General features: G+C 62.0%; 12 protein-coding genes and 2 pseudogenes. 6 read left to right on the top strand and 8 right to left on the bottom strand.

Going from position 1 to position 12,437, the window contains the following annotated elements; translation table 11 throughout:
• Nucleotides 1-6 precede the first annotated feature (6 nt).
• Nucleotides 7-483, bottom strand: a complete 477-nt coding sequence (locus JQ609_RS17610; protein ID WP_212274347.1) for a carboxymuconolactone decarboxylase family protein — start codon at nucleotides 481-483, stop codon at nucleotides 7-9.
• 10 nt (nucleotides 484-493) lie between these two features.
• A complete protein-coding gene (locus tag JQ609_RS17605; RefSeq protein ID WP_212274346.1) occupies nucleotides 494-1,219 on the bottom strand; it encodes an SDR family oxidoreductase in 726 nt (241 codons plus the stop codon).
• Between the two features lie 121 nt (nucleotides 1,220-1,340).
• On the opposite strand from JQ609_RS17605, the gene JQ609_RS17600 reads away from it, so the two are divergent.
• Nucleotides 1,341-2,231, top strand: coding sequence for a LysR family transcriptional regulator (locus JQ609_RS17600; protein WP_212274345.1), 891 nt, complete (start codon nucleotides 1,341-1,343; stop codon nucleotides 2,229-2,231).
• 4 nt (nucleotides 2,232-2,235) lie between these two features.
• On the opposite strand, the pseudogene JQ609_RS17595 reads toward JQ609_RS17600, so the two are convergent.
• The 3 genes and pseudogenes from JQ609_RS17595 to JQ609_RS17585 form a co-directional block, all read right to left on the bottom strand.
• Nucleotides 2,236-2,559: pseudogene (locus JQ609_RS17595) on the bottom strand (universal stress protein); the annotation flags it as partial.
• A gap of 33 nt (nucleotides 2,560-2,592) precedes the next feature.
• A complete protein-coding gene (locus JQ609_RS17590; protein ID WP_212274344.1) occupies nucleotides 2,593-3,333 on the bottom strand; it encodes a metallophosphoesterase in 741 nt (246 codons plus the stop codon).
• Nucleotides 3,334-3,443: 110 nt separating this feature from the next.
• Complete coding sequence (locus tag JQ609_RS17585) at nucleotides 3,444-4,040, bottom strand: TetR family transcriptional regulator (protein WP_212274343.1); 597 nt, start codon at nucleotides 4,038-4,040, stop codon at nucleotides 3,444-3,446.
• Between the two features lie 488 nt (nucleotides 4,041-4,528).
• Here JQ609_RS17585 and purB point away from each other — a divergent pair, with 488 nt between their 5' ends.
• The 3 genes from purB (at nucleotide 4,529) to murI (ending at nucleotide 8,046) form a co-directional block, all read left to right on the top strand.
• On the top strand, nucleotides 4,529-5,836 hold the full coding sequence (gene purB, locus JQ609_RS17580) for an adenylosuccinate lyase (RefSeq protein ID WP_212274342.1): 1,308 nt from the start codon (nucleotides 4,529-4,531) through the stop codon (nucleotides 5,834-5,836).
• Nucleotides 5,837-5,877: 41 nt separating this feature from the next.
• Nucleotides 5,878-7,050: a M20 aminoacylase family protein gene (locus tag JQ609_RS17575; RefSeq protein WP_212204565.1), complete on the top strand. Its 1,173-nt coding sequence runs from the start codon at nucleotides 5,878-5,880 to the stop codon at nucleotides 7,048-7,050.
• Between the two features lie 207 nt (nucleotides 7,051-7,257).
• The gene (murI, locus tag JQ609_RS17570) at nucleotides 7,258-8,046 is read left to right on the top strand and encodes a glutamate racemase (RefSeq protein WP_212274341.1); all 789 of its coding nucleotides are present in this window, start codon (nucleotides 7,258-7,260) and stop codon (nucleotides 8,044-8,046) included.
• 105 nt (nucleotides 8,047-8,151) lie between these two features.
• On the opposite strand, the gene JQ609_RS17565 is transcribed toward murI, so the two are convergent.
• Nucleotides 8,152-8,799 carry a glutathione S-transferase family protein gene (locus JQ609_RS17565; RefSeq protein WP_212274340.1) on the bottom strand — a complete coding sequence of 216 codons (648 nt, stop codon included), beginning with the start codon at nucleotides 8,797-8,799 and terminating at the stop codon, nucleotides 8,152-8,154.
• Between the two features lie 413 nt (nucleotides 8,800-9,212).
• On the opposite strand from JQ609_RS17565, the pseudogene JQ609_RS35900 reads away from it, so the two are divergent.
• Nucleotides 9,213-9,745 (top strand): annotated as a pseudogene (locus JQ609_RS35900) (GrpB family protein).
• 813 nt (nucleotides 9,746-10,558) lie between these two features.
• On the opposite strand, the gene JQ609_RS17555 reads toward JQ609_RS35900, so the two are convergent.
• The gene (locus JQ609_RS17555; RefSeq protein WP_212274339.1) at nucleotides 10,559-10,735 is read right to left on the bottom strand and encodes a hypothetical protein; all 177 of its coding nucleotides are present in this window, start codon (nucleotides 10,733-10,735) and stop codon (nucleotides 10,559-10,561) included.
• Nucleotides 10,732-10,935, bottom strand: coding sequence for a hypothetical protein (locus tag JQ609_RS17550; protein WP_212204559.1), 204 nt, complete (start codon nucleotides 10,933-10,935; stop codon nucleotides 10,732-10,734). Before JQ609_RS17550 ends, JQ609_RS17555 begins: the two co-directional genes overlap by 4 nt.
• 352 nt (nucleotides 10,936-11,287) lie before the next feature.
• On the opposite strand from JQ609_RS17550, the gene JQ609_RS17545 reads away from it, so the two are divergent.
• Nucleotides 11,288-11,995, top strand: a complete 708-nt coding sequence (locus JQ609_RS17545; RefSeq protein WP_212204557.1) for a Crp/Fnr family transcriptional regulator — start codon at nucleotides 11,288-11,290, stop codon at nucleotides 11,993-11,995.
• Nucleotides 11,996-12,437 lie beyond the last annotated feature (442 nt).

Raw genomic sequence — 12,437 nt, 5'->3', positions numbered from 1 at the left:
GCCTCCTCAGGGTTGCCTGCCTGGCGTTGCACGACGCGCGGCGAACAGCTCGGACAGCGCTTGCGACGCCGAAATTGCCCGAGGGAAGCCAGCCGGAACTGTCACCATGTAGATGACTTCCTTCAACTCATCCTCGGAGACGCCGACATTGAGCGCATAGCCGGCATGGACCTTCATGAAGACCACCTCTCCGATTGCCGCAAATGCGGCGACGGCGGCAAGCTGGCGCGTACGGTTGTCGAGGCCCGGTCGGGACCAGACATCGCCCAGCGCATAGCCCTGGGTGGCTTCGGCCAGGAATGGAAACTCCCGCCGCATGCGCTCCAGGGTGGGCTGCGGCTGCCCGTTGTTGAGGCTTCGCACGACAGCGTCCCCGCGTTGCAGGCGCTCTTCTGTTGTCTGCGAGTTGGCCGCCGCCGGAATCCCACCGAGCATAACCGCTACAGCGATTGCTCTGTACGAACGGTGAAAACGAAAACCCATTTCTGCCTCCTTATTTGCAGGCTGTCGGCCGGATGACGATCTCGTTCACGTCGACGTCGTCGGGCTGTTCGATGGCGAAGCGGACGGCGCGAGCGATCGCATCGGGTTGCAGCGCAATGGCGCGGTAGGTCTTCATCGCTTCCGCCGCTATCTGATCGGTGATTGTGTCGGCAAGCTCGCTCTCGACCACACCGGGATGGATGCAGGTGATGCGAATGTTGTCGTGTTCCTGCCGCAATCCATCCGAGATCGCGCGCACCGCATATTTGGTCGCGCAATAGACCGCAGCGGTTGGGACAACCGAAAGCGCGCCGATCGAAGCGACGTTGACGACATGGCCGGAGCCCCGGGCGGTCATCTCCGGCAGCACCGCGGCAATGCCGTGCAGCACGCCCTTGATGTTGACGTCGACCATGCGGTCCCACTCATCGACCTTCATCGAGGCCATCAACGAAAGCGGCATGACGCCGGCATTGTTGACGATGACGTCGACGCGGCCCCAGGCCTGCCGCGCGCCTTCCGCAAACGCCGCGACATCGGCGCGGTCGGTGACGTCGACGCGGCGCGGCATCGCCTCTCCGCCGCTGGCCCTGATTTCCTCCGCGAGCGCGTCCAGCCGGTCGAAGCGGCGCGCACCGAGCATGACCTTGGCGCCGGCGGCGCCGACCTCCCGGGCGATGGCGGCGCCGATGCCGCTGGAAGCGCCCGTAACGAGGATGACTTTGTTCAGCGACATATCTGGTCTCTTTCCTGGCTGATTTGCGAGCCGTCCTTGAGCGGTTGCCAGGAAGATAGATCTGGCCCATTGTCGACGGAAGACGACCATTTCTTCCCAATATGGAAAGAAAATCTAATCAATGGAACCGGACCTCAATGCGCTGGCCGTCTTCGCCCTCGTGGCCGAGGAGCGGAGTTTTCGCGCGGCGGCCGACCACCTGGGGGTCACGCGCTCGGCGGTCAGCCAGACCATCCGGCGGCTGGAAGAGACGCTTGGCATTGCACTGGTGCAGCGCACGACGCGCAGCGTCAGCCTGACCGAGGCCGGCGAACGCCTCTTTGCCGAGACGGCGCCCGCGATTGCAGAGATGCGCGCGGCCATCGAGACCACCGGGAACCTGCGCGGGCTGCCGCGCGGGCAGCTGCGGCTGGCCGTCTCATCGATCGCGGAGCGCTTTCTCGCAGGCCCGTTCCTGGCGACGTTTGCCGAGGCCAATCCGGAAATCCAGATCGACATCACCGTGACCGACGAGGAATTCGATGTCGTCGCCGAGGGATATGACGCCGGCGTCAGACTCGGCGAAGTGATCGAGCAGGACATGATCGCGGTGTCCGTCGCGGGCGACGAGCGCCAGCTTGCGGTTTGCGCCCCGGCCTACCGCGACCGGTTCGGAGTGCCGTCACATCCAAGCGAGCTTGCAGGTCATCGCTGCATCGGCTGGCGCCCCGCGCCCAGGGTCGCACCCTATCGCTGGGAATTCGCCGAGCACGGCAAGGAGTTCAGCGTCGCCGTCGCGCCCGAGATCACGACCAACGACATGGCGCTGATGATCAAGCTCGCCGTCACCGGCTATGGCATCACCTTTGGCATGGAAGCGAGCTTTCGCCCCTCGATCGAGCGCGGCGAACTCGTGTCTATCCTGGAAGAATATTGCCCGCGCTTCGCCGGCTTCTATTTGTATTACCCAAGTCGCCGCAACACGGCCCCGAAACTGCGCGCGCTGATCGATCACGTCCAGCGCTTCAGATGAACCCTTAAGCCTCGATCGCCTTCGGCTTGCCGCCGCTTTTTTCTTCCTGCTCTGCCGCCTCGGTCGCCACCTTGGCCGAGACGCTGCCCAGAAACGTCCGCATCATCGAATTCTGCCGCGCGCCGATGACGATATGGTCGACCTGATTGACTGCGGTAAATTCCAGAATCGCGGATGCCGGATCGATCGCTTCCAGCACATGCACGGTGAGCCGGCTCTCGTCGAGTTTTAATGGCGAGGCCCAGTGCCGCAGCGCGACCAGCCGGGCGATGTGCTTGTTGTTGCCCTCTTCGTCGAGCGTCCGGTCGATGGTGATACCGTCGAGTTCGGCGCCCGGCTCGATCGAAGGCTTCGCCATTGCTCACCGCCCCTCAAGCAGGCGATCGGCCAGCCAGCGCGGCAAGCCGTTGGCGCGGATCCGGTCCGCCGCAGTCTCGACGTCGTAGGGCACCCGGCAATAGGTGATCTCGCGCGTCGCGGTATCGAGCATCGCAAACGCCGCCGCCGGATTGCCGTCGCGCGGCTGCCCGACCGAGCCGATTACGGCCAGCCAGCGCCGGCCCCCCAGCAGTTGCACCGGGACATCAGAGGTCGGGACGAAGCTCGTCATCTTCGCCGCCGAGGACATCGAATAGAGCGCGGGCTGGTGGATGTGCCCGCAGAAGGTAACGTGAGCCTCGGTGGCCTCGATACTTCGGGCGGCTTCCGAGGTGCCCTCGACGTAGCGCCATCGCGCAGGATGACTGGCTTCGGAATGCACGTAGAGGCGATCGTCTTCCTGCTGCGTCAGCGGCAATTCGGCGAGGAACCGCCGCTGCGGTGCGCTCAGCCGCCCGCGCGTCCACTCGATCGCGGCCTGAGCCGCGGCATTCATGGTCTCGGACGGCGTGCCGATCGCGTTGTCGTGATTGCCGCGCACGGCGATAGCGCCGCCATGGACGAGGTCCATCACGGTCTCGACCGCCCATTCGGGGTCGGCGCCATAGCCGACGATGTCGCCGAGGCAGATGATCCGCTCGGCGCCCCGCGCGCGCGCCGCCGCAAGACAGGCGCTGAACGCCTGCCGGTTGGCATGGATATCCGCAAAGATCGCAAGACGCACATCTTCCTCCGCGCCGTCGTCAGGCACATGGTTTGAAAGATATCAAACTACGGGAGGCTTGCGCCCCGCAATGATGCGGAAGGCGGAACAAGGTAAGGATGCGCGCGGGATCAGCGCTTCTTTGGCGCTTCCAGGCCCTTGAGCAGCAGAGCCAGCAGCGCGTCGATGCGGGCCGGCGTCTCCGGATCGCGCCATTCGTCGGCATGCGCGGGATGATGGTAGCGCGTGGTGGCGTCGAACAGCGCACGCGCCGTCACCTTGACGTCGGCGATCTGGAAGACGCCCTGCTTAACGCCTTCGGACATGATATCCGTGACCTGGCCGATCAGGCGCTCCCGGTGCGCATGCACCGCCTCGCAGGCCTCGCGTGCCAGCGTCAAATAGGTCTGGAACATCTCGGGATCTTCCGAAACCTTCTTGTATTTGATCTCGAACATCGTGCGCAGCCACTTCTCGAGCCTGGCAGGCGCCGGTCCGGAGGATTCCGCGATCTTCTGCAGCGGCGCGTTGGCGCGGTCGAGCCAGCGTTTGGCAACCGCCTGGCGTAGCGACGCCTTGCTGGGGAAATGGCGGTAGACGCTGCCGTGGCTGACATCCAGCGCACGGGCAACGTCGACCACCGTGGCCTTGGCCAGCCCGTAGCGGCGCAATACGTCCTCGGTCACCTCGAGAATTCGCTCAGGGGTCAAAACCACGACTTCGTTCATGCGCGCACCTGCGGAATGATGGAATGGGTGGTCATTTGATCCCTTTGTAACCCCTGGAGCCTTGGTAACCCCTGGAGCCTTGCAAGGTTCAGCTCTTCAACGGTCCCAAACGGGTGGCCTGGGCTTCCAGATGGCGGGCCACCTGGGCGTTCAGCCAGCGGGAGATTTGTGTCGTCAGATTAATGATTTCGATTGTCATGGCTCAAGTCCTCTCAAGTACCCAGGCTCAGTGCCAGCGAACCCGGATGACGCCCCTATCCGTGGCGTCGAAGAAGGATATAGCATGTCTCGCTGACAGATTTCAATATCTGTCATTCAGTTTTCTGTGATTGGGGCCCTTCCGCCCGCCCGCATCCGCCGGGCACTCGCCCCAAGCTTGCCCGGCGGTTATCCCAGCCGTTTTTCCCGGGCGTTTGTCTGGCTTTGTTTGTCTCATTTGGGCGGCCCTGCTAAAGCACGGCGTAAAAAACAATTCGCCGGAGTCGTCGATGATCCCCCGCTACACCCGCCCGGAAATGGCCTCCATCTGGGAGCCGCAGACCCGCTTCAAGATCTGGTTCGAGATCGAGGCGCATGCGGCCGACGCGCAGGCGGAACTCGGCGTCATCCCCAAGGAAGCCGCCAAAACCGTCTGGGACAAGGCGCGTAACGTCACCTTCGACATCGCTCGCATCGACGAGATCGAACGCGAGACCAAGCACGACGTCCTCGCCTTCACGACCCATCTGGCCGAGATCGTCGGCCCCGAGGCGCGCTTCATTCATCAGGGCATGACCTCCTCCGACGTGCTCGACACCTGCTTCAACGTCCAGCTCACCCGCGCCGCCGACCTGCTGCTCGCCGACATCGACAAGGTGCTGGCAGCGCTGAAGAAGCGCGCTTTCGAACACAAGATGACGCCGACCATCGGCCGCTCCCACGGCATCCATGCCGAGCCCGTGACGTTCGGCCTCAAGCTCGCTTACGCCTATGCGGAATTTTCCCGCGCCCGCGAGCGCCTGGTCGCCGCCCGCAAGGAAGTCTCGACCTGCGCGATCTCGGGCGCAGTCGGCACGTTTGCGCAGATCGATCCGCGCGTCGAAGAACACGTCGCGAAAGCGATGGGACTGACGCCGGAGCCGATCTCGACGCAAGTGATCCCGCGCGACCGCCACGCGATGTATTTTGCAACGCTTGGGGTCATCGCCTCCTCGGTCGAGCGTCTCGCCACTGAAATCCGACACCTGCAGCGCACCGAAGTACTGGAAGCCGAAGAGTTCTTCTCCGAGGGCCAGAAGGGTTCTTCGGCGATGCCGCACAAGCGCAACCCGGTGCTGTCGGAAAACCTCACCGGTCTGTCGCGCATGGTGCGCGCCTATGCGATGCCGGCGATGGAGAACATCGTGCTCTGGCACGAGCGCGACATCTCGCACTCGTCCGCCGAACGCATGATCGGGCCGGACGCCACCGTGACGCTCGACTTCGCGCTGATGCGCCTCGCCGGCCTGGTCGAAAAACTGCTGGTCTACCCCGAGAACATGCAGAAGAATCTCGACCGCCTCGGCGGCCTCGTGCATTCGCAGCGGATTTTGATGGCGCTGACGCAAAAGGGCGCCAGCCGCGAGGACGCCTACAAATACGTGCAGCGCAACGCCATGCCGGTATGGCGCGGCGAAGGGGATTTCCTGACGCTGCTGAAGAAAGACCCCGACGTGAAGAAGCACCTGAGCGACGCCGAAATCGAAGAACGCTTCGACCTCGGCTATCACTTCAAGCACGTCGACACGATCTTCAGGCGCGTGTTTGGGGCAGCGTAGAATTACAGCCGCAAACGAACAACGCAAGAAACGGATCTCCCATGCCCATCGTCAACCGCATCGCCGCTTTGTCAGATGAAATGGCCGCCTGGCGCCATGACTTCCACGAGAATCCGGAATTGCTCTACGAAGTCCACCGTACCGCCGGCATCGTAGCCGACCGCTTGCGCGAATTCGGCTGCGACGAGGTGGTGACGGGCATCGGCCGCACCGGCGTCGTCGGCGTGATCCGCGGCCGCAAGAGCACGTCCGGCAAGACCATCGGCCTGCGCGCCGACATGGATGCGCTGCCGATCGAGGAGACTTCGGGTGTACCCTACGCCTCCAAGATTCCCGGCAAGATGCACGCCTGCGGCCATGACGGGCACACCGCGATGCTGCTTGGCGCGGCCAAATATCTCGCCGAGACGCGCAATTTCGACGGTACGGCTGTGGTCATCTTCCAGCCGGCCGAAGAAGGCGGCGCCGGCGGCAAGGCGATGGTCGACGATGGATTGATGACCCGCTGGGGCATTCAGGAGGTCTATGGCCTGCACAACATGCCGGGCTTGCCCGAAGGGCACTTCCACACCACGCCGGGCGCAATGCTCGCTTCAGCGGATAAGATCGAGATTACGGTGCACGGCAAGGGCGGCCATGCGGGCTCCGGTCCGCACAACGCGGTCGACAGCGTGTTGGTCGGCTCGCAGATCGTCAACGCGTTGCAGTCGATCGTATCGCGCAACGTCGATCCGCTCAAATCGGCCGTGATCTCGATCACCATGTTCCAGGCCGGCACCGCCTTCAACATCATCCCGGAGACCGCCAGGCTCGGTGGAACGGTGCGCACGCTCGATCCTGCAATCCGCGATCTCGTCGAGCGCCGCATCAGCGAGGTTGCCGACAGCGTGGCGCGGGCTTACGGCGGATCTGCCGAGGTCAAATACACACGTTCGTATCCGGTGACGGTCAATCACGCGCGAGAGGCCGGCATCGCCGCAGAAGTGGCCCGCGATGTCGTCGGCGCCGACCGCGTCAACGAGCGCGCGTTGCCACTGATGGGTTCGGAAGATTTCGCATTCATGCTGGAAGCGCGCCCCGGCGCTTTCATCTTTCTCGGCATGGGCGACGGCAATGAATGCCACCACCCCGGCTACACGTTCAACGACAATATCCTCGGCCACGGCGCATCGTACTGGGTGCGGCTGATCGAGAAGTCGATGCCGGCGGGTTGACGACGCGCCACGGCGTTCGGGGGGAAAAAGGATCAGTCTGCAGCGGTTCTGGCGGCAGCTGAGACGGCGCGCTCTGAGGGCTCTCCGCCCTTGCCAAAGCGATTTGAATCACTCCAAATTGCCCTCAGCTGGCGATGGCCCGATGGACGGGCTGCCGCGGCCCTCACGTCAACCCAACGCTAACCGCGGATCGGCTAAAGTCGCAGCGTGGCAGGTCCTCCAACGATTCTCGTCTTCGATTCCGGCCTTGGCGGTCTCACGGTCCTGCGCGAGATCGTGGGCGCGCGGCCCGACGCCCACTACGTCTATGTCGCCGACGACGCGTTCTTCCCCTATGGCCACCATACCGAAGAGCAGATCATCGCCCGCGTGGTGCCGCTGGTCGGCGAACTGATCGCGGCCCACGCCCCCGATCTGGTGGTGATCGCCTGCAATACCGCCTCCACGCTGGTTATGTCGCATCTGCGCGGCGCCTATTCCGTGCCGTTCGTCGGCACCGTGCCCGCGATCAAGCCGGCCTGCGCCAGTTCCAGAACAAAACGCGTGTCGGTGCTCGGCACCAAGGGCACGGTGAAGCGCGAATACACGCGAAAACTGATCGACGATTTCGCGCAGGGCTGCGAGGTGACGCTGGTCGGCTCGGGTGAACTGGCCTCGATGGCCGAACGCGCGCTCAACGGCTTTTACGTCAGCGACAAGGACATCTCGGCCGAACTCGCGCCCTGCTTCGTCGATCGCGGCAACGCCCGCACCGACACCGTCGTGCTGGCCTGCACCCACTATCCGCTGTTGCTGGATCGTCTGGTGAAGTTGGCGCCATGGCCGGTCGACTGGATCGACCCCGCCCCCGCCATCGCGCGGCGCGTCTCCGATCTGCTTGGTGGACCCGGGCAAGAATCCGACACCGCCGGCGCCGAGATGGTTTTCACGTCGAAGCGACCGCACACGCTGAGCCAGGCCTTGATGCCGTTTTTCGGCGGGCGGGTGCCGGCGTAGCGGATAGCCTGTAGGATGGGTAGAGCGCAGCGAAACCCATCACCTTCCTTCAATGACAAAAATCGATGGGTATCGCTGCGCTCCACCCATCCTACGGGATACGGCTCAACCTTTCGATGCCGTAAAAACCGCCAATTGAGCATCGAAGGCGCGCCTGAACGCCGGCCGCGCTTCGCCGCGGGCTACATAGGCGGAGAGGTTTGGATATTCGTCCAGCATATCCGATCCATCCAACCGGCGCAGCACGGTGACCATCATCAGGTCACCGGCGCTGAACGCGCCATCGAGCCAGTCGGCATTGCCAAGGCGCCGGGAAAGCTGGCCCAGCCGATCGCGGACGGGAGCCTCGACCATCGGCAGGCGCTGCTCGTACCAGGCTTTGTCGCGCTCCAGGAGAAAAGCAATTTCCAGATCAACGATTGGCGGCTCCATCGTGTTCAGCGCGGCGAACATCCATGTGATCGCGCGCGCCCGGGCATTCGCATTCTCCGGCAGCAGTCCAGCATGGCGCTGCGCGATATGGAACACGATCGCCCCCGTCTCGAACAGGGCAAGATCGCCTTCTTCATAAGTCGGAATCTGCCCGAACGGATGAAGCGCACAATGCGCGGGTTCCTTCATCGCGCGGAACGACACCAGACGAACGTCGTAAGGTTGGCCCACTTCTTCGAGCGCCCAGCGAACGCGCATGTCACGTGCCTGTCCCTCGCCGCGATCGGGCGAATTCTCAAAGGCCGTGATGGTGGGGATCATCGGGAAGCTCCGGTTGATTGCATGACGCCGTCAAGATTTGCATCCGTAGGACGAACGACCAACGCGGCTCCCGACAACCGGCCTCGCTTTTTTTAACGCGAAGCCCGTAGCCCGTAGGGCGGATTGGAGCCGAAGGCGTAATCCGCCATTTGAGCCAATCGCACCGGATCATCGCTCAATCGCCACACAGGTGCGCGAGCTACACAATTCGACATGTGGCGCCGGATTGCACAAACCCTCGTTCGCGACGTAGCCGAAATAGCGGATTACGCCTTCGGCTCCAATTCGCCCTACACGCTAGGCGCTGATATGATATTGCTCACCGACATGGGACGGAAAATTCTGCCCTCCAGAGGTCACCTGGGCGGATTGCATTTTGAAGCCGGGAAAAGGGCTTTCGAAAAGGAGTATCGATGCCTCCTCCGTTCAAGGTCGAGTTGAAATCTCACGATCCCAAGTGGGCCAGCAAAGCTGAAGATGAAGGTCAGGCGCTTGCAGCCAGGATGGGGGCATGCCTGCTGAACGTTCATCATATCGGCTCAACCGCCATCCCCGACATTCATGCTAAGCCCATCCTCGACCTCATGCCGGTTGTGACGAGCCTGGCGGAGCTGGACGAGCGCAAGCCGCACATCGAGACGCTGGTTATGAATGGTGGGGAGAGTTTGGCCTTCCCGGCCGGCGCTACTATACGAAATCCGATCCTGATACAGGGCGCAGGCTCGTGCAGCTTCATTGTTATGCCCGGGGTTCGCCGGAGATCACGCGGCACCTTGCATTCCGGGAGTATCTACGAGGGCACCCTGAGGTCGCGCGTAAATACGATCGCGAGAAGATCCGATGCCAGGCACGGCATCCTGATGATTCCCACGCTTACGGCGACTGCAAAGGCCGATGGATCGAAACAGTCGAAGCCGAAGCGCTCAAATGGTTTCCCGGCAAGTAGCCGTATAGGCGAACGCCCTCACTCTCGACCCTCGTCAATCAGCCTATCCGCCGTCCATCCGGGCCGCAATAACTAAACTTCCCGTAGCCTGGTCTTCAGGGTGTGATCCCGTAACCACTAACCGCGCCCCCCATCCCGCCCTGATCGACGCGCCTGCAGTATCAACGAATACGCGGGTCTTCGTCGGCGGCCAACTCGTCCGCCGTGGCTCAAAGAGCGACCTGTCCGCCGTAGCTCGAAGGTAGAAGGCGTTGTCCGCCGTTACCCGTTCCTACTCGTCTATCTCCTGCAGCTTCCGCTCGACCAGCTTCAACTCTGCCTGAATTTCCTTGATGGTATCGTCGTCCGAAGCCGCCTGTCGCAACTTGCGTCGCAATTCCAGAATTTGCATTGCGAGTTCTACGCGCTCGTTCGGATGAGACATCAAGTCTAACCGCCGTATCTCACTAATGTTGCACGAGATTGACGTTTGAAACCTCCAAAGATTCCGGCTTGGCTTGATCTGTCCGGTCTCCGACATTAGCACGCGACCCGGCAGGGATCGTATTTTGCAGGGTGGGCCGTGAACAAGGCACGAGAGTTCATAGATTTCTGGATTGAGAACACAGCGTTCATGCGGTAGAGCAATTCCGGACCCCCGGAGCGGCGCAGAACGTCAGCGAACTGGCTGCGCGCTGCATCGAGAATGCGAAAGCCCAAGGCATCTCGGATGCCGATATGGAGGCCGAGATTGGCGACGTTGCCGAGTACATCAGGGACAAGCTCAGAGAGGCCAACAAGGCCGAGAGCGACCGCCAGTAAAATAGCCGCTAGTTATTCTGCCGCCTTGATCAGTCCGACTTTCCTCTCCAACTGCCAGACCTCTACATCATGGCCGTCGACGAGCCGCCTCGCCTTCTGGAGAGCCTCTTCATCATCAGCGGCGTTGAAGCCTTCGGCACCGGATATGTGCCCGTCCTGACCGATGGTGAAGGCGCGGTAGTCTTTCACGTCGGCGCACGGAGACCTGGAGACCGCAGCCAGTCGCTCATGTGAGCGCCTGTCTCCGCCTGACGTGCCCTGCGAATGGTTTCGTCGCGCACCTTGCCGGGCGGAAGCAGTGCGGCTTCCTTGCGGAGGCGCTTCGCCTCTTGCGCGAGACGTTCTTCTAGGGAGAGTGTTTGCTCGAAACGGCGTCGCTGCTGCTGCATGGCGCTGCTCCCTGTTTTGAATGGGGCGGGAGCGCAACCGGCGTTCTCATCACAGATATAGGCCACGAACCGCGCTGTGATGGTTGAGTGTCCGATACCGGACAAAGAAATGCCAGCAGAAAATATTAGTTTTTCCCGGGAACGTAATCGGTCCGCAGATTTTGGCTTATGTGAGGGGCTTTTCCATCGGAAGCCCGACTTGGTCTGCACCGGCTTTGGCGCGGTTGTGACGGAAACCGGAGCGACAGGCCCACCTATAAGTTCCATATAAGCTATTCCCGCTTTGGTGCGTGCTCTCGGAGCGCACCCCTTCCCGCGGAGATGCGGCCCGACCGACCGGGCGGGGACCGCAGTGCCAGAACGCAACGCTTCGGCGGAACAAGCCAACAATCTCCTCGCGTCTTTGCCTCACGCCCAGTTCAGCTTGCTTTCGCCTTACATGGCCGTTGAGCAATTGGCGCAGGGTGCCGTTCTGACCGAGGCCGGCGAAGAGACCGAAAACGTCTACTTCCCACACCGGGGTATGCTGTCACTGCTGGCTGTGTTGAAGGACGGCAGGGCCATCGAAACCGCCACCGTTGGACGCGAAGGCGTTGTTGGCGCGATGGCTGGGCTTGGCGTGCACATTTCGCATGTCAGGGTGGTTGTGCAGCTTCAAGCCGAGGTTACAAGAATCCCGGCAAGCCGATTTCGGAAGGCGACGGGAGATAGCATCCCCCTTCGAAACCTCTGCGTGGGCTACAACGAAATCCTGCTGTCCCAGGCTCGAATTAACGCAGCTTGCAACGCCGTTCACCTCATCGAGGCCCGCTTTTGCCGGTGGCTCCTGCAAACGGCTGATACGGCTGGAAGCAATACCATCAATCTGACACAGCAATACTTGGCGGAAATGCTGGGCGTGCGGCGCACTTCGGTAACCGAAGTCGCGAAAAAGATCCAGGATAGCGGCGCAATTCATTACTCTCGCGGAGAAATACAGATTCTCGATCGCCATGTTTTGGAGCGTCTATCTTGTGAATGCTATGCGACCCTGCTGGAGCAGTCGAAGCGCATTCGGTAGACCGACGCTTACCCCTCCTTCAGCCCCTTGAACGAGCTTTGCCGAGCGTCGTGGATCACGCTTCCTTGTCGCGAAACTCCCACCTTGATTGCTCGAAGCAGGTATCGCTAAACGCCAACTGCGGTCGCCCCCACGCAAGCGCAATCTTGCGTCCCGCATGTGACAAATCAACCCGACGGGCAAATCAGTTCTGATTTGCGGAAATAGTGTCAAGCCCCAAAATAAAAAATATTTCTGTTTACCGGAAGGGCAATCAGGTGCATATGTTTGGCCATCCCGTCATACTCAGAAGGGCGTCGGCCGTCGTCACGGACGTTGGGCGGGTTGCGGTGGACGCTGGTTTACGCTGAGACGACGGCGTGGATTAAGCGTACGGCAAAACCGTGTGGTCCTGGCACCCGTTGCAGGTGTCAAGCTGTCGGGTAGGCGAGAGCTGAACGGC

The sequence above is a fragment of the Bradyrhizobium sp. AUGA SZCCT0169 genome, from assembly GCF_018130085.1.
Lineage (GTDB): Bacteria > Pseudomonadota > Alphaproteobacteria > Rhizobiales > Xanthobacteraceae > Bradyrhizobium.
The sequence above is the reverse complement of the archived record's forward strand: the minus strand, read 5'-3'. Positions and strand labels throughout refer to the sequence as shown.